This window comes from Paraburkholderia sp. BL27I4N3 (genome assembly GCF_003386115.1).
Lineage (GTDB): Bacteria > Pseudomonadota > Gammaproteobacteria > Burkholderiales > Burkholderiaceae > Paraburkholderia.
This window is the reverse complement of record NZ_QREJ01000001.1, coordinates 5,131,320-5,153,938: the sequence shown is the minus strand read 5'-3', so window position 1 is coordinate 5,153,938 and position 22,619 is coordinate 5,131,320. Positions and strand designations below refer to the sequence as shown.

At 64.6% G+C, this 22,619-nt stretch carries 20 protein-coding genes; 12 read left to right on the top strand and 8 right to left on the bottom strand.

Features of this window, described 5'->3' with window-relative positions; translation table 11 throughout:
• Nucleotides 1–81: 81 nt before the first annotated feature.
• On the bottom strand, nt 82–1,665 hold the full coding sequence (locus B0G71_RS23515) for a cytochrome-c peroxidase (RefSeq protein ID WP_404935386.1): 1,584 nt from the start codon (nt 1,663–1,665) through the stop codon (nt 82–84).
• 59 nt (nt 1,666–1,724) lie between these two features.
• Entirely contained in the window at nt 1,725–3,491 is a 1,767-nt protein-coding gene (locus B0G71_RS23510; RefSeq protein WP_116148813.1) for a phospholipase C, read from the bottom strand.
• A gap of 399 nt (nt 3,492–3,890) precedes the next feature.
• On the opposite strand from B0G71_RS23510, the gene B0G71_RS23505 reads away from it, so the two are divergent.
• From B0G71_RS23505 to B0G71_RS23480, 6 genes are all read left to right on the top strand, one after another.
• A complete protein-coding gene (locus tag B0G71_RS23505; protein WP_116144584.1) occupies nt 3,891–4,211 on the top strand; it encodes a YXWGXW repeat-containing protein in 321 nt (106 codons plus the stop codon).
• A 252-nt stretch (nt 4,212–4,463) separates the two neighbouring features.
• Nucleotides 4,464–5,024 carry an RNA polymerase sigma factor gene (locus B0G71_RS23500; protein WP_116144582.1) on the top strand — a complete coding sequence of 187 codons (561 nt, stop codon included), beginning with the start codon at nt 4,464–4,466 and terminating at the stop codon, nt 5,022–5,024.
• Complete coding sequence (locus tag B0G71_RS23495) at nt 5,021–5,449, top strand: hypothetical protein (protein ID WP_116144580.1); 429 nt, start codon at nt 5,021–5,023, stop codon at nt 5,447–5,449. Before B0G71_RS23500 ends, B0G71_RS23495 begins: the two co-directional genes overlap by 4 nt.
• Nucleotides 5,446–5,964, top strand: a complete 519-nt coding sequence (locus tag B0G71_RS23490) for a periplasmic heavy metal sensor (protein ID WP_116144578.1) — start codon at nt 5,446–5,448, stop codon at nt 5,962–5,964. The genes B0G71_RS23495 and B0G71_RS23490 overlap by 4 nt, the downstream gene beginning before the upstream one ends.
• Nucleotides 5,965–6,037: 73 nt before the next feature.
• On the top strand, nt 6,038–7,621 hold the full coding sequence (locus B0G71_RS23485) for a DUF1800 family protein (RefSeq protein ID WP_116144576.1): 1,584 nt from the start codon (nt 6,038–6,040) through the stop codon (nt 7,619–7,621).
• A gap of 5 nt (nt 7,622–7,626) precedes the next feature.
• Nucleotides 7,627–8,775: a DUF1501 domain-containing protein gene (locus B0G71_RS23480; protein WP_116144574.1), complete on the top strand. Its 1,149-nt coding sequence runs from the start codon at nt 7,627–7,629 to the stop codon at nt 8,773–8,775.
• A 38-nt stretch (nt 8,776–8,813) separates the two neighbouring features.
• Here B0G71_RS23480 and B0G71_RS23475 read toward each other — a convergent pair whose 3' ends face one another.
• The 3 genes from B0G71_RS23475 to B0G71_RS23465 all read right to left on the bottom strand — a co-directional run bounded on the left by B0G71_RS23475 (nt 8,814) and on the right by B0G71_RS23465 (nt 12,111).
• The gene (locus B0G71_RS23475; RefSeq protein WP_116144572.1) at nt 8,814–10,058 is read right to left on the bottom strand and encodes a nitrate/nitrite transporter; all 1,245 of its coding nucleotides are present in this window, start codon (nt 10,056–10,058) and stop codon (nt 8,814–8,816) included.
• A 32-nt stretch (nt 10,059–10,090) separates the two neighbouring features.
• Nucleotides 10,091–10,636, bottom strand: coding sequence for a flavin reductase (locus B0G71_RS23470; protein WP_116144570.1), 546 nt, complete (start codon nt 10,634–10,636; stop codon nt 10,091–10,093).
• A gap of 83 nt (nt 10,637–10,719) precedes the next feature.
• Entirely contained in the window at nt 10,720–12,111 is a 1,392-nt protein-coding gene (locus B0G71_RS23465; protein ID WP_116144568.1) for an LLM class flavin-dependent oxidoreductase, read from the bottom strand.
• Between the two features lie 234 nt (nt 12,112–12,345).
• On the opposite strand from B0G71_RS23465, the gene B0G71_RS23460 reads away from it, so the two are divergent.
• On the top strand, nt 12,346–12,915 hold the full coding sequence (locus B0G71_RS23460; protein WP_116144566.1) for an XRE family transcriptional regulator: 570 nt from the start codon (nt 12,346–12,348) through the stop codon (nt 12,913–12,915).
• Nucleotides 12,916–13,061: 146 nt separating this feature from the next.
• On the opposite strand, the gene B0G71_RS23455 is transcribed toward B0G71_RS23460, so the two are convergent.
• Entirely contained in the window at nt 13,062–13,421 is a 360-nt protein-coding gene (locus B0G71_RS23455) for a BON domain-containing protein (protein ID WP_116144564.1), read from the bottom strand.
• Between the two features lie 305 nt (nt 13,422–13,726).
• Nucleotides 13,727–15,532, bottom strand: coding sequence for an acyl-CoA dehydrogenase (locus tag B0G71_RS23450; protein ID WP_116144562.1), 1,806 nt, complete (start codon nt 15,530–15,532; stop codon nt 13,727–13,729).
• A gap of 267 nt (nt 15,533–15,799) precedes the next feature.
• Between B0G71_RS23450 and B0G71_RS23445 the strand changes: the two genes are divergently transcribed.
• The 3 genes from B0G71_RS23445 (at nt 15,800) to B0G71_RS23435 (ending at nt 18,857) form a co-directional block, all read left to right on the top strand.
• Nucleotides 15,800–16,573, top strand: coding sequence for an SDR family oxidoreductase (locus B0G71_RS23445; RefSeq protein ID WP_116148811.1), 774 nt, complete (start codon nt 15,800–15,802; stop codon nt 16,571–16,573).
• Between the two features lie 87 nt (nt 16,574–16,660).
• A complete protein-coding gene (locus B0G71_RS23440; protein ID WP_116144560.1) occupies nt 16,661–18,343 on the top strand; it encodes a long-chain fatty acid--CoA ligase in 1,683 nt (560 codons plus the stop codon).
• A 199-nt stretch (nt 18,344–18,542) separates the two neighbouring features.
• Nucleotides 18,543–18,857, top strand: coding sequence for a hypothetical protein (locus tag B0G71_RS23435; protein WP_106280876.1), 315 nt, complete (start codon nt 18,543–18,545; stop codon nt 18,855–18,857).
• Between the two features lie 127 nt (nt 18,858–18,984).
• Here the strand turns inward: B0G71_RS23435 and B0G71_RS23430 are convergent, their stop codons facing one another.
• Complete coding sequence (locus B0G71_RS23430; RefSeq protein ID WP_116144558.1) at nt 18,985–19,896, bottom strand: LysR family transcriptional regulator; 912 nt, start codon at nt 19,894–19,896, stop codon at nt 18,985–18,987.
• Nucleotides 19,897–20,009: 113 nt separating this feature from the next.
• Between B0G71_RS23430 and B0G71_RS23425 the strand changes: the two genes are divergently transcribed.
• Both B0G71_RS23425 and B0G71_RS23420 read left to right on the top strand, forming a co-directional pair.
• A complete protein-coding gene (locus tag B0G71_RS23425) occupies nt 20,010–21,140 on the top strand; it encodes a tartrate dehydrogenase (RefSeq protein WP_116144556.1) in 1,131 nt (376 codons plus the stop codon).
• 98 nt (nt 21,141–21,238) lie between these two features.
• Nucleotides 21,239–22,534 (top strand): MFS transporter, encoded by a 1,296-nt coding sequence (locus B0G71_RS23420; RefSeq protein ID WP_116144554.1) that lies wholly within the window; start codon nt 21,239–21,241, stop codon nt 22,532–22,534.
• Nucleotides 22,535–22,619 lie beyond the last annotated feature (85 nt).

The window sequence follows — 22,619 nt, the reverse complement described above, 5'->3', positions numbered from 1 at the left end:
GGCAAGGATACCTCACCGGCTCGCGCGCCGCAGCGCAAAGGCCGCGTGTGCGGCCTTCGCAGCACGACGACACAGGCAACCTCAGTTCTTGTACCCGTCGCTGAGCGTCTTCATGAACGCGATGATGTCCTGAATATCCTCTTCGCTCATTGCCGGCTGATCGCCGAACTTGCGGTCGAACGGTGCGTCGGCCACGTCCACGTTGACATGGTACTGAGCCGGCAGATCGTTGTACTTCTGCACCTTGCCCGACGCGTCGCGCGGATAGATTTTCTCCGGCGACGTATTGCGCAGATTGTAGAAGTCCATCACCTGCTTCAGATCGTGGTACACGCCGTTGTGGAAAAACACCTTGCGTTCAGCCGCATTACGCAGCGTCGGCGTGAGGAACATGCCGCAATACTGTGTCTGTTTGGCGAGGTCGTCGCGGAACGGGCCGCACACGCCCATATCGAAGAACTTCGGATCCTTGTTGGCGGGAATCGCCGGATTGCGCGGCACGCCGAGCGCTTCGTATTGCGTGTCGGTGAACACCGGCGGCAGGCCGTCCTTGCTCGGCTGGCTCAAATGGCAGCCGGCGCAGTTCGCCTTGTCCTTGTCGTTGAACAACTGCAAGCCGTGCAGCTCGGCGTGCGTCAGGCGCGCCTTGCCTTCGAGCCAGTAGTCGTACTTGCTGCTGAAAGAATGGAACGACTGGTCCTCGATCTGATAACGCCCAACGGCGAACATCGCCTCGGAAATCATCAGGCTCGGATTGGTGACGATACCCGGCCCGAAGATCCGTTTGAATTGATCCAGATACCTGGTCGCCAGCAGTTTGTGAGCGACGTCCTCCGGCGTTGCGTTGGCCATTTCCACCGGGTTGGTCAAAGGTCCGAGTGCCTGGTCCTGCAAAGTATCGACGCGGCCGTCCCAGAACAATCCGCCTTGCGGCACCATCGCCGCAGCGGCGGGCGCGGCGAGCGCCGTCTTCTGCGCGCGCTGCACGCCGGCGGCTTGCGTGGCCAGTTGCGTCATATCCACCGGCACGTCGGTGTCGCCCTGATCCGGGCCGATGCTGAACGGCGCCTGACGATACAGATACGTGAGCGACGGCGGCGGACGATAACCCGCCTGGTTCATATGCGCGCCGCCGAGCTGCACCGGGAACGCGTTATCCGGTGCATACGAATGCTGCGGCGAGTGGCACGACGCACACGACTGCGTGCCCGACGCCGACAAACTCGGGTCGAAGAAAATCTGTTTGCCGAGCAGCGCCACGGCGCTCAGCGGCACATTCTGTGGACGCATCAACGTCACCGGATGCGGATTCGCGCCGGTGATTTCCTCGACGATCTCGCCGACCGCGGACGGCATGCGCTCCGGATACACGAGCGCGTACGCGCAGTAGACAATGCACGCGAGCACGATGCCGGCCGCGCTCCACGCGAGCAGCTTGAGCCACGAGCGGCGGGTAATCACGGGGCCGGGCTCGCCGCCCGCGGGCAGATGCGAAGGCAAGGCGGCGTCAGAAGGAGGGTTCATGGCGGTGATGACAGATGATTCGATCGGCTTCGATAAAAAGCAAAATCGAGCCAGCACGCTTGCGCTGGCTCGACGCCCAACTACGGCATAGGATGCGTGACACTTTTCACTTCGCGCCGCCGCGCGGCGTGAGGCACGCATGTGACTCGTGCATCACGCAACGGCAAGCGGAACAGAAGAGCGCGGGGCACGTCCGCGGATCAGATCGCCGGCGCGGCTGCCAGCTTCGTACCCAGGTTCTGATCGAGGAACAGCGTCGGATTGTTGCCCGAGCCCGTGAAGTTGAACATGTTCATGATGCTGCCCGCCGTCGCGTCGAACGAACCACCGCCCAGGCGTTGACCGCCCAGCCAGTTGTCCTCGATGAAGCGCACCACGGAAGCCTGCGTGATCGGCGTATCGTCGACGAAGTTGACCTTCGCCCACGGCGACACCACGATAAACGGCGTGCGCGTACCCGGGCCGCAACGGCCGTTGACCACGCCGCCGTTCACGCCTTGCGGCTGCACTGCGCCCGCTGCCGTGCACTGACCGACGCCGCTCAGGTTGTCGGTGCCCGCCACCGTCTTGCCGCCCGCGGATTGCGCCGTGGTCGAATCGAACGATGCGCTCGTCGGTGCCTTGTAACGGTGGTCGTACCAGCCGTCCGAATCGTCGTAGGCGATGATCACGGCGGTGTTCTTCCAGTCAGGCTGCTGTTGCAGGAAGTTGATTACCTTTGTCACGAAAGCCTGTTCGTCGATCGGGTCCGAATTGCCCGGATGGCCGTCGCCGACGGCCGGCGCCTTGAGGAAGTTGACCGACGGATAGTTGCCCGCCTTCACCGCGGCGAAGAAGTCGTCGGTATCGTACTGGTGGTGCACCGGCGTTGCCGTGTTGTCGAGCGGATCCGTGGAGCCGATCACCGCCGCCGACGACGGACGCGTATGCGCCAGGTTGGCCGTGCTCGCGTAGTACTGGAACCACGCGTGATGCTGCACGTAGTCGGCCTTGGTTGCGTTCAGCACTGGCGAGAAGGTCGAACGCAGGCAGCCGGTCGTGCCGTTGGCGTTGACGGTCTGCAGATTGAAGCCGCCCATGAAGCCGCCCCAAGTCAGGCCCTTCGCGTTGAGCAGGTCGCCGATGTTCTTGTTATTCGACGACATCGCGCCGGTCACCGTGCTCTTTGCCGCGATCGTGCAGACGTCGCCGGTCGGGTCGAGGTCGCCGATCATCGTGAAGCTGCCTGCCGAGTCGGGAATCGCGTTGGCCGAGGTGCCGCCGCTCACGACGACGCCGTTGTTCTGGCCGGACACCACTGCGAGCGCACCCGGCGTCGACGGACCGTACGTGTCCGTGTAGGCGTTCTGGTTCATCGCGAAGTTCTGCGCGTAGTTCCACAGAGCCGTGACCGTGTTGCCGTCGAAGTAGCCGAGCACCTGGCCCTTCGTCGCGAACGCGCCGGTGCTGCCGGCGATCGTCGAGTTGGCTGCGGTGAAGAGCGGGAACGAGTCCATCGCGCCGTTGTTATAAGCGAGTTCTTCTGCGGCGTAGGCGTGGTTCTGGCTCGACGTATTGGCTTGCGAGCGGTCCAGGCGGAACGGCAGCAGATCGGCTGCGGGCAGGCCGAGACCCGCGATCGTCACGCTGCCGACCGTGCGGCCCGCTGTATTCGGCGAGGTGGTCAGCGCGTTCGGGTTGGCCGTGATCAGGTTGTTGCTACTGAGGTTGTCGACCGCCGGCGTGCCCGCGGCTGCCACGAATTGCGGCTCGCCAGTCGGGTTGGACGCGTTCGGGTAGGTGCCGAAGTAGTGATCGAACGAAACGTTCTCGCCGAAAATCACCACGACGTGTTTGATCGGCGTGGCCGTGGCCACGGCGTCCTGAGCCGATACCACCGGCGCAGGCGAGTTCACGCTGTTGTTGCCGCAAGCTGCGAGCGTAAGCAGCGCCGCAAACGGGATGGGTAAGAGGGTTCTACGGAACATTTGAAAGGCTCCAGATTCGACTTCGCCGTTCAGCGTTTGCATCGACGTAGGTGTGGATGTTCGCTGGGGATATTTGTTAGAAATACAGCTAGTGCTAGTGGTCTTACCGCGACAAACTGCGCGCATTGGACCATTTGATAATTAAGATTTCGGGGCGCGAACCTTACCGAAACCCTCGTTTCTTATTCATTTGCCTAACCTTTGCTGTCGTTCCGCTGACGCGTCACGGCAATACGGCAACGCGCTGCGACTCTGCGCCTCGCGTTTCATCGCCGCTTTTCGCGCATCCTTCTCTCCTTTTGATTTTTGACGCGCCCGCGGCGACGGATTTTTTCCGCTGCCGCGTTCAACAGGAAACGGAGCCGCTTTCCGGCTTCGGCTTTAATGGGAGAAACCAACATGACATCCACCAAACCGGTTCGCCTGCTTACCGCCATGCTGACTGCCGCGCTGACCGGCGCCGCCACGCTCAGCGCCGCGCCGGCCTTCGCGCAGGCGGTGATCGTCGCGCCGATGGCGCCGCCTGCGCCGCGCGTCGAAGTGGTGCCGCCGCCGCGTGCGGGTTACGCGTGGGATCCGGGCCACTGGCGGTGGGTCGAGGGCCGTTATGTGTGGGTGGGCGGCCACTGGCAGGCGGTGCGCGTCGGTCATCGCTGGGTGCCGGGGCACTGGGTGGCGCGGGGTCCCAACTGGCGTTGGGTAGAAGGCCATTGGGCATGACCCGGTAGCACCACGGCGGTCGTCGTTTTTGACCCGCTGCGTCCACCAACCAGGCAGACTGCCATGAAAACGCTCGTGATGATTCTGCTGGCGGCCACGCTCGCCGGCTGTGTGGTGTACCCGGCGCGGCCGGCCTACTATCGGCCGGCGGTCGTCGTATATTGATTGCGCTTGTGCGTGGCGAGAGGCGCTGTTTTCTCTATCCGCGCGCACCGTTCGAACCGGTGCGCGCAACCATCCGTGTGAGGTGTCTTGAGCGAACGCGACCCCGACGCGGAATTGCTCGAACAGGTCGGCCGGCAAGATCCGGCCGCCGTTCGCTCGCTCGTCTCGCGCAAGCTGCCGCGTCTGCTTGCGCTCGCCACCCGCATGCTGGGCGACCGCATGGAAGCGGAAGACGTGGCGCAGGAGGTGTTCGTGCGCATCTGGAAACAGGCGTCGCGCTGGCGGGAAGGCGAGGCGAAGTTCGACACGTGGGTTCATCGCGTGGCGCTCAATCTCTGCTATGACCGGCTGCGCGGCCGGCGCGAAGAGCCGCACGACGAGATGCCGGAGGAGGTCGACCCTGCGCCGCTGCCTGAGGCCGGACTCGAAGCGCGCGCCCAGAACCAGCAGGTTCGCGATGCGCTCGCCGCGTTGCCGGCACGTCAGCGCGAGGCGCTGGTACTCAACTATTACCAGGAGATGTCGAACACCGACGCCGCGGCCCTGATGGGCATCAGCGTCGATGCGCTGGAAAGCCTGCTGGCACGCGCGCGCCGCAATCTGCGCGCTCAACTGGCCGGCAGCGGCCTTAGCAAGGACAAGTCATGACGCCCGAAAGATTTCAGCAGATCGTCGAGGCCTACGGTGCCGAGCCGCGCCGCTGGCCGCAACAGGAGCGCGCGGCGGCGCAGGCGTGGGCGCAGTCGCATCGCGCCGAAGCCGAGGCGCTGCTGGCGCAGGCGGCCGGCGTCGATGCGTGGCTCGCCGCCGACAAAGTCGAGCCGCCGGGCGCGGCGCTGCTCGAGCGCGTGCTCGGCAGCGCGCCGGTGCGGCAGCCGGCGGCGCCGCGACGCCGCCTGTGGTGGTCGGGCGCGGCGGTCGCGGGCGTTGGGCTGCTGGGCGGCGTAGCCGGCGCTCTCGCCGTATCGTTCTTCGTGTTGACGGAGACCGGAGTGCAGGCACCGCTCGCGCACGAGTCGTCTTATTTAACTTCGAGCTTCGGTGGGTCGTCCGCCGATTGGAGCGACGAATGAACAGCCGATCATGGAAAGTCGTGCTGGTGGCCTCGCTGGTGCTGAATGTGTTTCTGGTGGGCGCGATCGTCGGGGGCGCCTATCAATGGTTTGCCGCGCGCGGCGCGACGGCGCCCGTGCTGGCGCAACAGCGCGCGCTGCGCTTCGCCGCGCAAACGCTGTCCGCCGAGCGCCAGAAAGCCTTTATCGACGGCCTGAAAGATGCGCGCCGCGAGGGCCGGCAATATGCCCGCGAAGGCCGCGAAGGGCGGCGCGAAGTGTTGCGTCTGCTGGCGGCGCCGCAGTTCGATCGTGCCGCGCTGGACGCCGCGCTCGAACGCACGCGCCAGGCCGACAGTCATCTGCGAGCGCAAGTGGAGGGTAGTGTGGCGGACTTCGCGGCGACCTTGTCGCCCGAGGAGCGGGTTCAATTCGCCGACAGCCTGAAGGTGCGCGGGCAATGGCGTGAACCCGCGACCACGCCGAATGTGAAGAAGCCGGCGAATCAGGCATCGAGCGAAACTTCGGGCGAGTAAAAAACCTGCGGCAGGCGCGACGGTTTTTTGCGTGACAGCCGTTTAAAGACTATCCACAGCCGAAGAGGATGGTATGGCCAACTCACCGAACCTGAACGCCGCGGCGATTGCGCTGAACCGTTTTGGCCTGGGTGCGCGTGCCGACGACACGCCGCCCGCCGATCCGAAAGGCTGGCTGCTCGCGCAGTTCGAACAGTACCAGGCGCGGCCGGCCGCGTGGGCGAATCAGCCCGACTCGGTGGCGCTTTCTACTGAACTCGTGCAGCAGCGCATGCAGTTCAATCAGCAGGCGCGTCAGAATGCGAGCGAGGGCGCGGCGACAGGCCCCGCGAACGCACAGAACATGACCATGCCTGATGGGCAAACCCGCACTCAGGCGAACGCACAAGCAAACGTACAAGCAAACGCACGAGCAAACGCGCAGCCGGACACAGCCAGCTCAACGCAAGCAGACGCGCAAACTGCCAGGCAAGCCGAACGAAAAGCGATTCGCGGTGAAATACTCGACATGTACCGCTCATCGGTAAATGCACGGGTGACGAGCGCGCTGACCACGCAGACGCCGTTCGTCGAGCGGCTGGTGCATTTCTGGTCCAACCACTTCGCGGTCTCCACCGAAAAGCCCGGCGTCGCGGCGCTGGCCGGTTCGTTCGAGGCCGAAGCGATTCGCCCGCATGTGCTAGGCCGCTTCGAAGACATGCTGGTGGCCGTCGAACGTCATCCGGCCATGCAGGTGTTTCTCGATCAGACGCGTTCAGTCGGGCCGGACAGCATGGCGGCCATGCGCGCCGCGCAGCGCAATCCCGAGCGCAAACGCGGTCTGAACGAAAACCTCGCGCGCGAAATCATGGAGTTGCACACGCTCGGCGTGCGCAGCGGCTACAGCCAGGACGACGTCACCGAATTCGCCCGCGCGCTGACCGGCTGGAACGTCGCGGGTAATCCCGCCAACCCCGGCAACGCGGGCCGGCTGGCCATGCAACAGAACGCGGCGCCGGGCAGCTTCGTGTTTCGCGCCGCGCTGCACGAACCCGGTTCGCGGACCATCATGGGCCGCCGCTACGATCAACCCGGAGAGGAACAGGCGCTCGCGATCCTGCACGACCTCGCGAGCGCACCCGCGACCGCGAAGCATATCGGCGGCAAGCTGGCCCGTCATTTCGTCGCCGATAATCCGCCGCCCGGCGTGAGCGGACATCTGGCCAGCGCATTCGAGCGCAGCGGCGGCGATCTGCCAACCGTCTACCGCGCGTTGATCGACATGCCGCAAGCGTGGTCGCCCACGGCCGTGAAATTCAAAACGCCTTGGGAGTGGACCATTTCCTCGATGCGCGGACTCGGCTGGCAGGACCTCGGCAAGATGCAGACGGCGCCCATTCTCACGCAGCTCGGCCAGCCGGTATGGCGTCCGGGCTCGCCCGCCGGTTACGACGACATCGCCGCGAGTTGGGCCGCGCCCGACGCGCTCGTGCGCCGGGTCGAAGTGGCGCAGCGTTTTGCGTCGCGAGTGGGCGACCGGCTCGATGCGCGCTCGCTCGGCCAGACCCTGCTCGCCGGTTCGCTCAGTGTGCCGACGGCCACGGCGGTATCGCGTGCCGAAAGCGCGTCGACGGCGATCGCTTTATTGCTGGTCTCGCCGGATTTTCAACGGAGATGAATGCCATGCTGTCACGCCGCAAGTTTCTGAGCGTCGCCGCTGCCGGCGCGGGCGCGATGCTCGTGTCGCCGCGGATCGCGTTTGCCAGCGTCGCCACCGAGAGCCGTTTCGTGTTCGTGATCCAGCGCGGCGCCGCCGACGGTTTGAACATCGTCGTGCCGTACGCCGAACCGGCCTACGCCACATTGCGCGGTGCGCTTGCCATCGACACGTCGAACGCGCCGCGCCTGGACGGCACCTTTGCGCTGCATCCCGCGATGGTCCAGACCGCGGCGATGTATGCGAACCATCAGGCGCTGTTCGTGCACGCGGTGGCGTCGCCGTATCGCGACCGTTCGCACTTCGACGGGCAGAACGTGCTCGAGACCGGCGGCACATCGCCGTATCAGATGAAGGACGGCTGGCTGAACCGGCTCGTCGCACAATTGCCGGCCACGCGTGAGAACGCGATCGCGTTCGCGCCGACCGTGCCGATGGCGTTGCGCGGCCCGGCGGCGGTGACGTCGTATGCGCCGTCGGCGCTGCCACAAGCCCCCGACGATCTGCTCACGCGCGTCTCGCAACTCTACGATCAGGACGCGCAGTTGCGTCCGCTGTGGGAGTCGGCGATGACCGCGCGCGGCCTTGCGGGCGACGCCGGCGCGCGCCAGGATCCGGCGAGTCTCGGCAAGCTCGCCGCGGGTTTCCTGTCGCGCGAGAACGGGCCACGGATCGCGATGATCGAGACCGGCGGCTGGGACACGCACAGCGCGCAGAACGCGCGCCTCGCCAATCAGTTGAAGGCGCTCGACACGATGCTCGCGTCGTTGCGCGACGGCATGGGCCCGCTGTGGAGCAAGACCACGGTGCTGGTCGCGACGGAGTTCGGCAGAACCGCCGCCGCCAACGGCACGGGTGGTACGGATCACGGCACGGGATCGGTGGCGATGGTGCTCGGCGGCTCGGTGCAGGGCGGACGCGTGATCGCCGACTGGCCCGGTCTCGCGCCGCACAATCTGTACGAAGCGCGCGATCTCAAGCCGACCACCTCGCTCGATGCATTGATCGCCGGCACCGCGAGCGAAAGTCTCGGGCTCGATCCGCAGCGCACCGCGAGCGCGCTGTTTGGCCCGACGCCGGCGGGTCGGCCGTTGAGCGGCATCGTGCGCGCGTAGCGGTAGCGAACGGGTGTGAGCCTAAGCGGCCCAAGGCGCTAACGCCGCCCACCCGCAAGCCGTCGCGCATCCGGCAGACGCCGCAAACGCGCCATCGCGATACAGCCGAGCAGCGGCCCGACCGCAAGCATGCCGAAGGCGCCGCGCCAACCCGCCAACGCGACGATGTCCGGCACCAGATGAATGCTCACCAACGTCAGCAGAAAGCCCGCGCAGGTCTGCGCGGTCAATAACGTGCCAATCGACGCGGGCTCGGCGAGCTCCGCAATGCTCGCCGAGAACTGCGCGGAATCGGCGATCACGGAGACTCCCCAGCACAGCGCCACGCAGCCGACCAGCCAGACCGGCGCGCCGAGCAGCCAGCCCATCAGCGCGGCGCACGCGCCGCTTACGGCCATCGCGCCGATCGTTACCGTGGTGCGGCCGAGCCGGTCCGCCAGCACGCCGCCGAGCCACGCGCCGAGCGCGCCCGCGGCGACCGCGCCGAAGGTCAGCCATTCGGCCGCCGCGCGCGGCTCTTGCAGGCCGGCTGCCGCAAAGCTCGCTTGGAGGAATACGGCGAGCCACGCCCACATCGCGTACAACTCCCACATGTGGCCGAGATAACCGAGGTTCGCGAGTCGCAGCGCGGGGTTGCGCCAGGCGCCGGCCAGCGCGGACCATTCGATGCGCGTCGCGCGCGCCATATTCGGTCCGACGCCGCACAGCAGAATCGCCACGCCCGCGAGCAGCGCGCAGCACGCCGAGATGCCGTAGATCGCGCGCCAGTTCGAACCGCCGAGCGCCGCCAGCAGATGCGGGCTCGCCGAGCCGAAGGTCAGCGCGCCGACCAGCAGGCCGATCAACAAACCGAGATCGCCCTTCGCCCAGGTCGCCGCGAGCCGCATGCCGACCGGATAAACGCCCGCCATGCAGATGCCGGTCAGCAGCCGCAGCAGGATGGCGAGCGGACTCGCCGGCGCGAGGAACACGAGACACGCGGTGGCCGCGCCCGCCGTCAACGCGCTGATCATGAAAAGCCGCCGAGGATCGAAGCGGTCGGCAAGCGAGAGCATGGCGCTGGTGACTGTGCCGGCCACGAAGCCGGCCTGCACGGCACTGGTGAGCAAGGTCGCTTGCAAGGCAGACAGACTCTCGGCCTGCCTGACGATCGCCACGACCGCCGACGATGAAAACCACACGCTCATCGCGCCCACCTGGCAGAGCAGCAGAATAACGAGCGAACGCGTCTTGCCGGCCGTCGCGCGGCTCGGTCGATGCGGGCTTGCCGAGGCTTCTTTCATGCTTGCCTTTCGTGCCTTTCGCGCCTGTCGGGTTAGCCGGCCGATTCGGCAGTGAGCGCGCCGCTGGCTTCGGCCGCATGCGTCGCATGCACGGAGCGCGCGCCGACCCGGTGATAGCGGCGGCCGTAATAGATCAGCGCGTCGCCTTCGACTTGCGTATGCGCGGCTTTCACCGCGCAGAAGAACACCGTGTGCGTGCCGACTTCGGTGACCGATTCGATCTCGCAGTCGAGCGATGCGAGCGCGCCATGCAGGACGGGTGCGCCCGTCGCGAGGGTGTCCCATTGAGCGGCGGCGAAGCGTTCCGCTATCGGCAGCGTGCTGGTGGCGAAGTGCGCGGCAAGCGTCTGCTGCTCGGCGCTCAGCACGTTGACGCAGAGCTTGCCGTTGGCGCGGAATGCCGCATTATTGCGGCTGCTGCGATTGATGCAGACGAGCAGCGTGGGCGGTTCGTCGGTCACACCGCACACCGCGGATGCGGTGCAGCCGGCCAGACCCGCCGCGCCGTCGCTCGTGATGACGTTGACGGCGGCGCCGAGGCCGGCCATCGCGTCGCGGAAGGTGCCCCTGTCAAGCATGTGAGCCTCCGTGAAAGAATTGCCGTGCCGCCGCCTGGCAGCGCGGACGGCACGAAGTGAAGGCGTGCATGATGGCGTGATTGCTACGCATTGCCAGGAACCGGCGCAGCGGCACAAGTCGGCGAACGGAACTTCGCCGCCGTGTGGTTGGCAGGCAGGCGTGCATGCCCGAAGAGTTTCTCCCGCAAGGTGCCCTCACGATACGCTCGCTTGTAAGCGCCGCGTTCCTGCAGAATCGGCACGACGTGTGCGATGAAATCCTCGAAGCATTCCGGTGCGACCGTACGCGATAGATTAAAACCATCCACGCCGGCTTCTTCGGTCCACGCGATCAGTTCGTTCGCTACCCGTTCGCCCGAGCCGACGAGCGGCGCCTGGCGGCTGCCCAGCACCATCTGTTCGAGCAGCTTGCGTTTGGTCCACTGCGGACCCGCCGCGCGCGTCATGGCTTCGACGTTCGACACGATGGCCTGGCTCTTGCCGGTTTCGATCGGCTCGTCGAGGTCGTAGCGCGCGAAGTCGATCCCGAGCGACGCCGCCGCGTGCGCCAGCGCCGCCTCGGAGCTGACGTAACGCCGGTACTCCGCGTACTTCTCCTGCGCCTCGCTGTCCGTGCGTCCGGTGATGACGGTTTGCCCGAGCAGCACCTTGATGTCGTCGGCTTTGCGGCCGCCTGCAACCGCGTGCGCTCGAATATCGTCGACGATCGCCCGCACGGCCGGCCTCGCCTGGCCGTTGACGAACACGCACTCCGCGTGCGCCGCGGCGAACCGCTTGCCGCGCGCCGACGACCCCGCCTGATACAGCACCGGCGTACGCTGCGGCGACGGCTCGCTCAAATGCATGGCGTCCACCCGATACTGCTTGCCGTGATGATGGATCACATGGACTTTCGACGCGTCCGCATACACGCCCTGGACCTTGTCGCGCAACACCGCGCCGTCTTCCCAACTGCATTCCCACAGCTTGTAGACCAGTTCCATGTACTCGTCGGCGAGGTCGTAGCGATCGTCGTGCGCCATCTGGCCGGTCAGGCCGATCGCGCGCGACGCGCTGTCCAGATAGCCGGTGACGATGTTCCAGCCGACCCGGCCGCGCGTCAGATGATCGAGCGTGGACATGCGCCGCGCGAACAGATAAGGCTGCTCGACCGTGAGATTGGACGTGACACCGAACGACAGATGGCGCGTCACGGCGGCCATGGCGGGAATCAGCAGCGTCGGGTCGTTCACCGGCACCTGCACGGCGCCGCGAATCGCGGCGTCGGGGTTGCCGCCGTAGACGTCGTAGACGCCGGCAACATCGGCGAAAAAAATGCCGTCGAACAGGCCCGCCTCGAGCGTGCGGGCGTAGTCGGTCCAGTACTGCAGATCCGCATAGCGCGCGGACTGATCGCGCGGATGGGTCCACATGCCTTGCTGGATGTGGCCGACGCAGTTCATGTCAAAAGCGTTGAGAACGATTTCCTTCGGCATGGTGTCTTCCGGCTGGGTGGACGAATGTTGACGGCTGACGTTCGAGCCGCGCGCCCGTGCGGGTTGTTATCGCTATCGTTCGTTTAATATAGTGGACAAAAAATCACTATGCAAGACATTGCTTTCGGCCTTTAATGAGCGGCGAGGCGAGCGCGGACATCAACGTCGGTGGCCTTATCGCCTCGATATAATTTGCGGTGCCAATTTTCCACTCTCCAACGCGTCCATCTTTCCATGTCCGATTCCACTGCCATCGATCTGACCCAGGCGATCTCCTTGCGCGTGAAGGCCGAGCGCGAGGCGCGCAACTGGTCGCTGAGCGAACTGGCGGAGCGCTCGGGGGTGTCGAAGGCGATGATCAGCAAGATCGAACGAGGTGAGGCGAGTCCCACGGCGACGGTGCTCGGGCGTCTGTCAGGCGCATTTGGCCTGACCTTGTCGACTCTGCTGGCGCTCGCCGAGCAGACTGGCGAACGGCTCGTGCGGCATGCGCGGCAAGCGGTGTGGCAAGACCCGGAAACCGGCTACACGCGCCGGCGCATCTCGCCACCCACGGGCGGCGTGCTGGAATTACTGGAGATCGAGTTGCCGCCGGGCGTGAAAGTGCCTTACCCGCCGGACGCGTTCGTGTTCCAGCATCAGCAGATCTGGGTGACGCTCGGGGTATTGACCTTCCGGGAAGGCCAGCAGGTCTATCGGCTGGAAGCGGGGGATTGTCTGCAACTCGGCGCGCCGGTCGAATGCGAGTTCTTCAACGCAAGCCTGGAGGTGTGCCGTTACGTGGTCGGTCTCGTTCGACGCTAGGCGCTTCCACGCAGGTTTCAATGAGCGCTTAATGAGTGCTTCATCAACGTTTCAGATACCAGGACGACAGGCAACGCCTCACGCTCGCATGGAGCGACGAGCGGCGTTGCCTGCGGTCACCGGCAGCTCATCGGGTGAAAGCGGGCTTAACCTCCGCCGCCTTGGGTGCCGATCGTGAGCTTGTTGCTCACCGACTTCACGCCGGCCACGCCTTTCGCCACTTCCTCTGCCTGCGGAATCTGCGCGCCGGCGGGCACTGAGCCGGTGATCGTCACCGCTCCGCCACGGGCCCGAACGAACACGTTCGACACGTCAAAACCCTGCGCCTTTGCTAGAGCCTTGCGCACTTGCAGACCCAGCGCGCGGTCCGCCTTCTTGACCGTTTTGGCACTGGGCGCCGCCATCTCGCCGGACGCCATGGCGTCGCTCGCCTGCGCATAGGCACTGGCCGTCGTTGCCAAACACAATGCGATGCCGAGCGCCTTCAAAAGATTGACTGTTTTCACGTTTTCTCCATCCTCGAAAAGTTGATGTCGCTACGTTGCATGCAAAAAACCACGCGCTTGCGAGCCGTTCTCGCTCACGAGGAGCACCCTGTCTTGTAGAAGAGTGATGCCGCGACGCTCCCGGCGCGCTTAAACAATACTCCAGCCGAAGCGCTCATGCTGGAAAAACTGCCCGGAGCGCCGCATTGGCGGCCATTCCGGCAATCATGGCGACGGCTTGTGTTGCGCATGCGTGACGACGATGTTCCATATATCGGGTTGCCGATTTTGTCAGGGCGCGTCAATGCGCGCCCACGCGGCGACGCCTAGAACCATTGCGGCGCCATGCCGAGCGTGGTGTCGTCAAGGGTGCGCAACGTGGCAAGCATCAACGCGACGCGCGGCAGTTCCCAGCGGAAGAACCACTGGCACGCATGCAGCTTGCCGCGATAGAAGTCCGCGTCTGCTTCGCTATGCGAAGCAGCTAGCGCGGCGCTTGCCACATTGGCCTGACGCAACCATGTCCACGCAATCACGATATGACCGAAGGCTTCGAGAAACGCATTCGCATTGGCGAGCGCGCGTTCGCTTTCATGGCTCAGCGCGGGCAGCAACGCCTCGACTGTGGCGGTCAGATCGGTCCATGCGTCGCCGAGCGCATCGGCATGCGCATGCAATGCCGGGTGTTCTCGCGACGTGTCAATCGTCTGCTGGATTTCGCGGGCCAGTTGTTCGAGCGCCGCGCCCTGTTTCATCGTTACCTTGCGGCCGAGCAGATCGATGGCCTGAATGCCGTGCGTGCCTTCGTGAATCATGTTCAGCCGGTTGTCGCGATAGAACTGCTCGACCGGATATTCACGCGTGTAGCCATAGCCGCCGTGAATCTGGATCGCGAGACTATTCGCTTCGAGACACCATTGGGACGGCCACGATTTCACCACCGGCGTGAGCAGATCGAGCAGCAGGCCCGCTTCGGCGCGCGCGGTGTCGCTCTCGCCGGTGTTCTGTTCGTCGACGAGACGCGCCGCGTACAGGCACAACGCATACGCGCCTTCCACGTAGGCTTTTTGTGCGAGCAGCATGCGGCGCACGTCGGCGTGTTCGATCAGCGGCAACTGCGGGTCGAGCGGATTCTTGTTGTCGGGGCGGCGTCCTTGCGGCCGTTCGCGCGCGTAATCGAGCGACGCGAGATAGCCGCGGTAGCCGAGCATGACCGCGCCGAGACCGACGCCGATGCGCGCCTCGTTCATCATATGGAACATATACGCGAGGCCGTGATGCGGCTCGCCCACCAGTTCACCGATGCACTCGCCGTGCTCGCCGAACGAGAGCATGGTCGACGTCGTGCCGCGCCAGCCCATCTTGTGAATCAGTCCCGCGAGGGCGACGTCGTTGCGCGCGCCGAGGCTGCCGTCCTGGTTGACATGGAACTTCGGCACGGTGAAGAGCGAAATGCCTTTGACGCCCGGCGGCCCGCCGGAAATGCGCGCCAGCACCAGATGCACGATGTTCTCGCTCAACTCGTGGTCGCCGCCTGAAATGAAAATCTTGTTGCCGCGAATCGAATAGGTGCCGTCCGCGTTGGGCGTGGCGCTCGTGACGAGATCGGAGAGGCTCGAACCTGCTTGCGGTTCGGTCAACGCCATGGTGCCGAACGCGCGCCCTTCGAAGAGCGCTTGCAGATACTTGCGCTTCTGCGTTTCGCTGCCGAAACGTTCGATCACGTTCGCATTCGCCGTGGTCAGCATGGCGTACGACGCGGTGGCAATGTTCGCACTCTTGAAGAGCGACAGGCACGCAAACGAAATCACCGACGGCAACTGCATGCCGCCCCATTCGTAGTCCTTGCCCGCGGCGAGAAAGCCGGTGGCGCGCATGGCGTCGAGCGCGTCCTTCACCTCGGCGGGCAGGGTGACGCGTTCACCGTCGAACTGCGGCTCGTGTTCGTCCGAGAGACGGTTGTGCGTCGCGAACTTTTCCACGGCGACCGTATGCGCGGTATCGAGCGCGGCGTTGAAGGTCTCGCGGCTGTGATCGGCGTGACGCGCGCGGCGTGTGAGCGTCTGCGCTTCGAGCACTTCGAACAACTGAAACTCGAGATCGCGTGAGTTGATGATCAGCGCATCTTGCATGAGAGAAGACCTGAGAAAAGTAAGCCGCTATGCGGAACAGCGACGCAACGCAAGCATAAAACGCCCGCGAACATGTCGGCTCGGCGCGAGCTGGAAAGCACGCTATCCGGGTAATTCCCGATGCTTCGCCACGCGGTGATGCGTGCAAGTCTACCTTCAAAGTGAATGACCGTGCTTTTATTTACAGGCCGAATTTCGGCACGTATGATGGGCGCAAAACACGGCATGCCGATCTGCATGGCAGAACAAATCTGGAGGAGCGACACAATGTCTGTGAAGGACCTGTTTCAACTGGACGGCAAGGTTGCACTCATTACCGGCGGCTCGCGCGGCCTCGGTCTGCAAATGGCGGAGGCGCTCGGCGAAATGGGCTGCCGCGTCGCCATCACCGCGCGCAAGGCCGACGAACTTGCCGAAGCGAAAACGCATCTGCAACAACTCGGTATCGAAGTGCAAACGGTGGTCAACGACCTGCAGCGCTTCGAAGGCATCCCCGGTCTCGTGGATGAAGTGCTGGGCCTGCACGGCCGCATCGACATTCTCGTCAACAATGCGGGCGCGACATGGGGCGCACCCGCCGAAGACTATCCCGACGAAGCGTGGCACAAGGTCATGAACCTGAACGTCAACGCACCGTTCTTTCTCGCTCGCGAAGTCGGCAAGCGCAGCATGATCCCGCGGCGCGCCGGCAAGATCGTCAATATCGCTTCGGTGGCGGGCTTGAAGGGTTCCCCGCCGGGCATGAACACGATTGCGTACAACACTTCCAAGGCGGCCGCGATCAATTTCACGCGGGCGCTCGCCGCGGAGTGGGGCAAGTACAACATCAACGTCAATGCAATCTGCCCGGGATTTTTTCCTTCGAAGATGACGGCGGGTTTGCTCGATAAGCTCGGAGAAACGATCGTCTCGCATACGCCATTGCAGCGTCTGGGTGGCGAAGAAGATCTCAAAGGTCCGATCGTGTTTCTCGCGAGCGAAGCGTCGCGCCACGTCACCGGCCAGGAGTTCGCAGTGGACGGCGGCGCGATCATCGTCTGAGCACGGCGCGGGTCCAACGCGGCGATGTGAACGAAAGCGCGCGGCAGCAAACCGACGCGCACCGACAGTAAAAAGCTGGAGACGCTGATGAACCAACGCCATCACCCGCATTGGCCGCCGCAACTGCCACTGCACTTGACGCTGCCCGAGACCAATCTCTTCTATAACGCCGAAGTCTCGGCGGCGCGCTATCCCCACAAGCCGTTCATCATCTTCTACGACACGCCCATCACGTTCGCCGAATTCAAGGACGAAGCCGAACGGATCGCGGGTTTTCTGCAACAGGCGTGTCAGGTCAAGGCCGGCGACCGCGTGCTGCTGTACATGCAAAACAGTCCGCAATGGATCATCGCTTACTACGGCATCCTGCGGGCGAACGCGGTGGTGGTGCCGGTCAATCCGATGAACATGACCGCCGAACTGGCGCACTACGTCGAGGACAGCGGCGCAACCACGATCATCGCGCCGCAATGCCTGTTCGCGAACGTCGAGCCGCTGATCGGCAGCGGACCTGGAAAGGGCATCGAGCACGCAATCGTCGCGACGTATAGCGATTATCTGAAGAAAACCTCGCCGATTCCCGTGCCTGAATTCGTCGCCGCGCCGCGCAAGACATTCGATCTTCCCGGCGTCACCTCATGGCAAGAAGTGATCGATCGACATATCGAGCCGGGGCCGCTCACGACCGGTCCCGACGATCTGTGCGTCATGCCTTACACGTCGGGCACCACCGGCAAGCCCAAAGGCTGCATGCACACGCACCGCAGCGTGATGAGCACGGCGCTCGGCGGCTGCGTCTGGTTCTCGTCGCCGCCGGACGGCGTTTATCTATCGGTCCTGCCGCTGTTTCACGTGACCGGCATGCAAGGCGGCATGAACAGCGCGGTCTTTTCCGGCACGACCATCGTGCTGTTGCCGCGCTGGGATCGCGAGGCCGCCGCGCTATGCATGCAGAAATATCGCGTCACCGCATGGCAGTCCATCTCGACGATGATGGTCGATTTCCTCTCGAACCCGAAGCTCGACGAATACGATCTGTCGAGTCTCACCGGCACGCGCGGCGGCGGCGCGGCAATGCCGGACGCGATTGCCCGCAAGCTGAAGGCGCTGACCGGACTCGACTATGTCGAAGGCTACGGCATGACGGAGACCATTGCCGGCACGCACATCAATCCGCCGCATCGTCCGAAGCCGCAGTGCCTGGGCATTCCCGTGTTCGACGTGGACTCGCGCGTGATCGATCCGGTCTCGCTGGAGGAACTGCCGCAAGGCGAGACCGGCGAGATCGTCACTCATGCGCCGCAAGTCATGCAGGGCTACTGGGGCAATCCGAAGGCGACGGCGGAAGTGTTCATCGAACTCGACGGCAAGCGGTTTCTGCGAACCGGCGATCTCGGCCATATCGACGAAGACGGTTATTTCTTCATGACCGACCGTCTCAAACGTATGATCAACGCGTCCGGTTATAAGGTGTGGCCGGCTGAAGTCGAGGCGCTGATGTACCGGCATCCGGCGATTCACGAGGTCTGCGTGATCGGCGTGAAGGACGAGAAGCGAGGCGAGACCGTGAAGGCGCTGGTAGTGCCCGACGCGGCGCATGCGGGCACAATTACTGCGCAGGAGATCATCGACTGGGCGCATGAGCAGATGGCCGCCTATAAGGCTCCGCGCATCGTCGAGTTCGTGGCGTCACTGCCGAAGTCCGGTAGCGGCAAGATCTTGTGGCGCAAATTACAGGAAGAGGATGCGGCGCGCGTGGCTGGCTCGTGAGATTCGTCTGCGTGATGCAACACCCGCTCGCAACACCCGCTCGCGGCGCTGAAATGACTCTTTTGACGGTTTGCCTGTAAGCTTTGAGCGCGAGTCGGGACTGAGTGTCGTGCACGGCTCGCGGTGGTGCACAGAAGACTCACAGACAAGCCTGGATGCGCTTGAATGCTTTTGCCAACTTGAGAGAGGGGAATTGAAGATGAAGAGCTTCGCCATTAAACAGATCATGCTCGGCCTCGCCGTCACCGCCATGGTCGCCGGCACCATTCCGCTCGCCGCGGCTCAAGGCGCCAGCGACGCTGCCATGTCGGCCGCGCCCGCCGCGGCGAGCAGTGCGAAACCCACCAAAGCGGAGCGTAAAGAGGCGCGCAAGCAAGCCCGCGCCAAGAAGAACGCCGAGTTGAAGAAGCTCGAAGACGCAGGCTATCAGCCTGCTCAGAACGACCCGAACTATCCGGACAAACTGCAGAAAGCGCAGAAGAAGGCCGGCGTCGGAACAGGCGCGAGCCAGTAATCGCCCAGGCAGCCGCGCGGCGAGACTGAACGTCGCGCGGCTGCCGGTAAGGATCGCGTGCGCGAGTCAGGCGACGCGACTCAACCCGCTTCAGCCGCATCTACTCAGCGACCCGCTTAAGACCCACTCAACGCGCGCCGAGCGTCTCGACCAGCATGTCGACGAACGCCTTGACCCGCGCCGTCATCTGTAACTGCTGCGGGTACACTGCGTAGATATCCGCACCGGGGGTGCGGTAGTCGGGCAAGACCTGGACGAGCCGGCCATCGGCGAGATACTCCGCAATATCCCATTCGGCGCGCATCAGAATTCCTTGGCCGTCCAGCGCCCATTTCACCGCGATTTCGCCGTCGTTGGTGGTCAGGTTGCCGCGCACACGGACCGTTTCGGTCTTTTCCGTGGCGCCGCGTCCGCTGGTCAGACGCCAGACGCCGTAAGCGTCGCCGCCCTGGCGAATGCCGATGCAATTGTGCTGCGCCAACTCCGCCGGACCGCGCGGCGCCCGCCGCTCGGCAAGATAGCGCGGCGAGGCGCACAGCAGCCGCCGGTTCGACGCGACCCGGCGCGCGATCACGCGGGTATCCGGCGGCTCGCCGAAACGCACGCACACGTCGAAGGCGTCGTCGCTGAGCGGCGGCGGATCGACCGAAAGCTGCAGCTGCACATCCACGTCGGGAAAGCGCCGCACGAACCGCGAGATCAGCGGAGCCACGTGGCTGCGTCCGAAACCGAGCGTCGCATTCACGCGCAGCAGGCCTTTCGGCGCCGCCTGCGAGCCGCCGAGCAACTGGGCGAGGTCGTCCATCTCGCTCAGAATGCGCCGCGCGCGCGTGAGATACAGCTCGCCCTCCGGCGTGAGGCTCATACGCCGTGTCGTGCGATTGACGAGCGAGACGGCCGCCCGGGATTCCATTTGCGCCAGATGCTTGCTGACGGCCGCCGTGCTCAGTCCGAGTTCCCGCGCCGCCGCCGTAAGACTGCCGCTTGCGGCGAGCGTGGAGAAGAAGGCGAGATCATCCGGCTGGATCGACGAGGACATGAAGCGGCCTATTGTTAACCTGAAGTTAAGGATGCTTTGAGTCTAGCAGCGTTTTTCCCGGCAGTGGCCGTTCTACGATGCACTCCATGCTTTCAACATCATGGAGACGCCCAATGAAGACCTACCGCATCGCAACCATTCCCGGCGACGGCATCGGCAAGGAAGTCGTACCGGCCGGCCGGCGCGTTCTGGAAGCCATCGCCGCGCGCAGCGACGCCTTCGGTTTCGACTTCGAGAATTTCGACTGGGGCGGCGACTACTACCGCGAGCATGGCGTGATGATGCCGGCCGACGGTCTCGATGCGATTCGTCACAAGGACGCGATTCTGTTCGGCTCGGCGGGCGACCCGGATATTCCCGATCACGTGACGCTGTGGGGTTTGCGCCTGAAAATCTGCCAGGGCTTCGATCAGTACGCGAACGTGCGCCCCACGCGCATCCTGCCCGGCATCGACGCGCCGTTGAAGCGCTGCGGGCCGAAGGATCTTGACTGGGTGATCGTGCGGGAGAACTCGGAAGGCGAATATGCCGGTGTGGGCGGCCGCGCGCATCAGGGCCACCCGATCGAAGTCGCCACCGATGTCTCGATGATGACCCGCGCGGGCGTCGAACGCATTCTGCGTTTCGCGTTCCGGCTCGCGCAATCGCGGCCCCGCAAGCTGTTGACGGTGATCACCAAGAGCAACGCGCAACGTCACGCCATGGTCATGTGGGACGAAATCGCCGTGCAGGTCTCGAAGGAATTTCCGGACGTGCGCTGGGACAAGGAACTCGTCGACGCCGCCACCGCGCGCATGGTCAACCGGCCGGCCACGCTCGACACGATCGTCGCCACCAACCTGCACGCGGACATTCTCAGCGATCTGGCCGCGGCGCTGGCCGGCAGCCTCGGCATCGCGCCGACCGCGAATCTCGACCCCGAGCGCCGCTATCCGTCCATGTTCGAGCCGATTCACGGTTCCGCATTCGACATCATGGGCAAGGGCCTCGCGAATCCGGTCGGCACCTTCTGGTCGGTGGTGATGATGCTGGAGCATCTCGGCGAGCACGCCGCCGCGCGGCAGTTGATGGCGGCAATCGAACGCGTCACGGCGGACCCGTCGCTGCATACGGGCGACCTGGGCGGCACGGCCACGACCGTGCAGGTGACCGATGCCGTGTGCGCGATCCTGGAGGCGGAGTCGCCGATCAATGCGTCTACCTCTGTACCGGTGGAACCGGCGGCGAGCGTCAAGGCCGCCTGAAGCCGCCACGCGCAAAAAGTCACACAAAACCATAACGCCCGGACGAACCCGTCACGGGCGATCTCACTGCATCGCGCAGAGATTGAGTGGAGACAGGTATGAACAATGAACTGCAGGCCCGAGTGGTACGCAAGCTGACCTGGCGCATCCTGCCTTTTGTGATGCTGCTTTACTTTGTCAGCTTTCTCGACCGGGTGAACGTCGGCTTTGCGGCTATCACCATGAACAAGGATCTCGGCCTCACGCCGACCATGTTCGGGCTCGGCGGCGGCATTTTCTTCCTCGGCTATTTTCTGTTCGAGGTGCCGTCGAATCTCATCCTCAACAAGGTCGGCGCGCGCATCTGGATCGCACGCGTCATGGTGACGTGGGGGCTGGTATCGGCGGCCTCGGCCTTCGTGGCGGGGCCGACTTCGTTCTATACGCTGCGTTTTCTGCTCGGCGTGGCCGAAGCCGGATTTTTCCCCGGCATCATCCTGTATCTGAGCCAGTGGTTTCCCGCCCGCCAGCGCGCCGTCGCCGCCGCCGCGTTCATGGCGGCCGCGCCGCTCTCGACGGCCATCGGCTCGCCGATTTCCGGCGCGATCATGCAGATGCCCGCGTTGTTCGGCCTGAAGGACTGGCAATGGCTTTTCATCATCGAAGCGATTCCCGCCGTGCTGCTCGGCTTCGTGGTATTGAAAGCGCTCACCGATTCCCCGGACAAAGCCAAATGGCTTGCCGCCGATGAAAAAGCGTGGCTCATCGCCACCTTGCGCGAAGAACGGATGGGACGCGAATCGCAGGCGGGCCATGCCGCCGGTGCGCTCGCCGCACTGCGCGACTCGCGCGTATGGATCATGTCGATGATCTATTTCGGCACCTCCGCGGGACTCTACACGCTCGGCTTGTGGGCGCCGCTCATCATTCGCCAGTTCGGCTTCAGCGCGCTCGGCACAGGCGCATTGAATGCGATTCCGAGCGTGCTGGCGGTGCTCGGCATGGTGGTGTGGGCGCGTCATTCGGACCGCCGCGGCGAGCGCACCTGGCATGTGGTGATTCCTTGCGTGGCGGCCGCCATCGGGCTCGGCTGGGCCGGCCTCGCGGATACGGCGGTGGGCGTCGTGCTGGCGCTGGTCGTGGTGAACGTCGGCATCAGCGCGGCAAAGGCGCCGCTGTGGGCAATGCCGAGCACGTTTCTCTCGGGCGCGGGGGCGGCTGCCGGCATCGCCATGATCAACTCGATCGGCAATCTGGGCGGCTTCGTCGGACCGTTCGCGATCGGCTGGCTCAAAAGCGTGACGGGCGGGTATGCCGCCGGGCTCTACGTGGTGGCGGCGAGTCTCGCGGTTTCGGCGTTGCTCACATTGGCGGTCGGTCGGCGCGGGTATCGGGCCGCGCACGCGGCGCAGTGATCCAGCCCGCTCGAATGGTGATGAGAAGCGTAGTGGTTCTCGCTCACGACGCGCTTTAGGGCTTTGACCTTTTGCGTATCTGAAT

What these genes read in the sequence shown, in the direction of transcription:
- B0G71_RS23515 (WP_404935386.1), bottom strand. Translation starts at nt 1,665, where the DNA reads ATGCGTGCCTCACGCCGCGCGGCGGCGCGAAGTGAAAAGTGTCACGCA.
- B0G71_RS23510 (WP_116148813.1), bottom strand. Translation starts at nt 3,491, where the DNA reads ATGTTCCGTAGAACCCTCTTACCCATCCCGTTTGCGGCGCTGCTTACG.
- B0G71_RS23505 (WP_116144584.1), top strand. Translation starts at nt 3,891, where the DNA reads ATGACATCCACCAAACCGGTTCGCCTGCTTACCGCCATGCTGACTGCC.
- B0G71_RS23495 (WP_116144580.1), top strand. Translation starts at nt 5,021, where the DNA reads ATGACGCCCGAAAGATTTCAGCAGATCGTCGAGGCCTACGGTGCCGAG.
- B0G71_RS23490 (WP_116144578.1), top strand. Translation starts at nt 5,446, where the DNA reads ATGAACAGCCGATCATGGAAAGTCGTGCTGGTGGCCTCGCTGGTGCTG.
- B0G71_RS23485 (WP_116144576.1), top strand. Translation starts at nt 6,038, where the DNA reads ATGGCCAACTCACCGAACCTGAACGCCGCGGCGATTGCGCTGAACCGT.
- B0G71_RS23480 (WP_116144574.1), top strand. Translation starts at nt 7,627, where the DNA reads ATGCTGTCACGCCGCAAGTTTCTGAGCGTCGCCGCTGCCGGCGCGGGC.
- B0G71_RS23475 (WP_116144572.1), bottom strand. Translation starts at nt 10,058, where the DNA reads ATGAAAGAAGCCTCGGCAAGCCCGCATCGACCGAGCCGCGCGACGGCC.
- B0G71_RS23470 (WP_116144570.1), bottom strand. Translation starts at nt 10,636, where the DNA reads ATGCTTGACAGGGGCACCTTCCGCGACGCGATGGCCGGCCTCGGCGCC.
- B0G71_RS23465 (WP_116144568.1), bottom strand. Translation starts at nt 12,111, where the DNA reads ATGCCGAAGGAAATCGTTCTCAACGCTTTTGACATGAACTGCGTCGGC.
- B0G71_RS23460 (WP_116144566.1), top strand. Translation starts at nt 12,346, where the DNA reads ATGTCCGATTCCACTGCCATCGATCTGACCCAGGCGATCTCCTTGCGC.
- B0G71_RS23450 (WP_116144562.1), bottom strand. Translation starts at nt 15,532, where the DNA reads ATGCAAGATGCGCTGATCATCAACTCACGCGATCTCGAGTTTCAGTTG.
- B0G71_RS23445 (WP_116148811.1), top strand. Translation starts at nt 15,800, where the DNA reads ATGTCTGTGAAGGACCTGTTTCAACTGGACGGCAAGGTTGCACTCATT.
- B0G71_RS23440 (WP_116144560.1), top strand. Translation starts at nt 16,661, where the DNA reads ATGAACCAACGCCATCACCCGCATTGGCCGCCGCAACTGCCACTGCAC.
- B0G71_RS23435 (WP_106280876.1), top strand. Translation starts at nt 18,543, where the DNA reads ATGAAGAGCTTCGCCATTAAACAGATCATGCTCGGCCTCGCCGTCACC.
- B0G71_RS23430 (WP_116144558.1), bottom strand. Translation starts at nt 19,896, where the DNA reads ATGTCCTCGTCGATCCAGCCGGATGATCTCGCCTTCTTCTCCACGCTC.
- B0G71_RS23425 (WP_116144556.1), top strand. Translation starts at nt 20,010, where the DNA reads ATGAAGACCTACCGCATCGCAACCATTCCCGGCGACGGCATCGGCAAG.
- B0G71_RS23420 (WP_116144554.1), top strand. Translation starts at nt 21,239, where the DNA reads ATGAACAATGAACTGCAGGCCCGAGTGGTACGCAAGCTGACCTGGCGC.